General features: G+C 72.6%; 2 protein-coding genes and 1 pseudogene. 1 reads left to right on the top strand and 2 read right to left on the bottom strand.

Annotated features, from left to right (window positions below):
* A pseudogene (locus tag G5C60_RS50525) lies at nucleotides 1–322 on the bottom strand (CGNR zinc finger domain-containing protein); the annotation flags it as partial.
* A gap of 82 nt (nucleotides 323–404) precedes the next feature.
* Between G5C60_RS50525 and G5C60_RS50530 the strand changes: the two are divergent.
* Nucleotides 405–764: a VOC family protein gene (locus tag G5C60_RS50530; protein ID WP_165271039.1), complete on the top strand. Its 360-nt coding sequence runs from the start codon at nucleotides 405–407 to the stop codon at nucleotides 762–764.
* A 50-nt stretch (nucleotides 765–814) separates the two neighbouring features.
* On the opposite strand, the gene G5C60_RS50535 is transcribed toward G5C60_RS50530, so the two are convergent.
* Entirely contained in the window at nucleotides 815–1,927 is a 1,113-nt protein-coding gene (locus G5C60_RS50535) for a dipeptidase (RefSeq protein WP_165271041.1), read from the bottom strand.
* Between the last annotated feature and the right edge of the window lie 154 nt (nucleotides 1,928–2,081).

Genomic DNA, 2,081 nt, shown 5'->3' on the forward strand with positions numbered 1-2,081 from the left:
AGGCGAGGGAGGCGGGGCGGGCGGGCGCGAGGGACGCGGAGCCGTCCCGTTCGTCGACCGTGATCAGCAGAGGCGCCTGGGCCAGCAGCTCACCGAGCGGGGTCACCGCGCGGTGCGGCGGGTGCCCCGCATGGGCAAGGCACGCGACACGCAGCGACTCGCGCAGCTCGCGCGCCGCCGCAACGTCCGCCGCCTCCGTCAGCCCCAGCGCCGCACGCCCCTCCGCCGTGTCCAGCGAGTCGGCACCCGACTCGATGTCCAGGGTGTTCACCAGGGCCTCGACCAGGGCCAGGCCACCGGGAGCGGGCGCGCGGTCATTCATGGTTGCGACGTTACCCCTTATGCGGGAGCATGCAGTAACCGTTACCGGTTCACGCCTCTTAGAGGTAACCAAGGAGGAAGTCATGGCTCTCGCCAAGCTGGGTGCCGTCGTCCTGGACTGTCCCGACCCACGCGCTCTCGCCGAGTTCTACGCCGGGGTGCTGGGCGGCGACCTCGAGGAGGACGACGGCTGGGTCGACCTGCGTGTGCCCGGAGGGCAGACGCTGGCGTTCCAGGCCGCCCCCGGACACGTACCGCCGAAGTGGCCCGCGCCCGACGCCTCACAGCAGTTCCATCTGGACCTGACCGTCGACGACATGGACGCGGCGGAGAAGGAGGTCCTCGCGCTGGGCGCGAAGGTGCTCGACGCGGAGGACAGGACGCGCACCTGGCGGGTGTACGCGGACCCGGCCGGCCACCCGTTCTGCCTCTGCGCCTGCTGAGGACTGAGCCGCAACCACCTGCCGAGAACTCAGCCGAAGCCAACCCGCAGCTAACCGTCGAGCTGAGCGATCCTCGCCGTGGACGCCCCGCGGCGCTGCTGCGCGGCGCGAGCCGTGAAGTCCGCGGCGCGCAGCACGCGTTGGATGTTGCCCCAGGTGAGCAGGGCAATGTGGGTCTCCGACCAGCCACGGTCGAGGAGTTCGGCGACGAGGTGCGGGTAGCACGAGGCGTCGGGCAGCTCCTGCGGGTGCGCGGCCCCGGAGTCGTACGTCCCCGAGAGGCCGACGCACTCCGGCCCCGCGATCGCACGTACATGATCGAGATGGTCCGCGACGTCCCGTACCGACGGCCCCGTCTGCTCCGCCGTCAGCGGCACCAGGCACAGGCCCTTGGCGGCGCCCAGCAGGTCGAGCAGATCGTCGGGGAGGTTGGCCGGATGGGGGCGCAGGGCGCGGGCCGCGGAGCGGGTGCACAGGACCGGGGCCCTGGAGACGGTGAGGACGCGGCGCGCGGTCGGGTCGGAGGCGCCGGAGAGATCCGCGAGTACGCCGATGCGGTTCATCTCGCGTACGACCTCCTCGCCGAACCGCGTCAGCCCGTTGCCGCCCGCCCACGACGTGCCCGTGAGGGAGAGCACGCGCAGACCGAGGGTGTGCAGCGCGCGCAGAATCCCGAGCGAGTCGTCCAGCGCACCGGCTCCCGCGGGCCCGAGCAGCACCGCCACCCGCCCGCAGTTCCTGACGTCGGTGGCCTGCGCCGCGCTGTACGCCATCCGCAGGCTCTCCGGATACGTCCCCACCACCGTCTTCACCAGATCGAGCTGCTCCAGCGTCGCCCCGACCGCCCGTTCCCCGGCGAACCCCTCGGGCAGATGCAGCGACCAGAACATCGCCGCCACATGCCCTTCCCGCAGCCGGGGCACATCCGTGTCGATGGCGCTCTCCCCGAGTTCCAGGTCGTACCAGGGCAGATGCCGCAGCGCCCACGGCAGCCCGCTGTACCCGTCGGCAACGGGGTGGGCGGCGAGGAGGGCATGCGCCCGGGGCAGCCCGTCGCCGTTCACGTCCGGCGCCGCGCCCGCACCGGTCTCGAACTCCCCGTCCGTTCGGTCCAGCTCGCCCACCTCGGCGGCGGCGCGCAGCTCGTCCTGCAGATCAGCCATGGCGGAGCTCCGGGGTCCGGTGATGCCAACTCGTAGGGCCACCGTGCCATGGGAGCGGGGTGAGGTCTCGGTAGGTGGAGCGTTCGGAGTACCGCGCTCCACAGAGGGCGCCCCGTCAGGGGCGCGGGGAACTGCGCGCCCAGCCCCCACCCAC

The sequence above is a fragment of the Streptomyces scabichelini genome (assembly GCF_011045015.1).
GTDB lineage: Bacteria > Actinomycetota > Actinomycetes > Streptomycetales > Streptomycetaceae > Streptomyces > Streptomyces scabichelini.

Coding starts and splice junctions, on each gene's coding strand:
- G5C60_RS50535 (WP_165271041.1), bottom strand. CDS start 1,927: ATGGCTGATCTGCAGGACGAGCTGCGCGCCGCCGCCGAGGTGGGCGAG.
- G5C60_RS50530 (WP_165271039.1), top strand. CDS start 405: ATGGCTCTCGCCAAGCTGGGTGCCGTCGTCCTGGACTGTCCCGACCCA.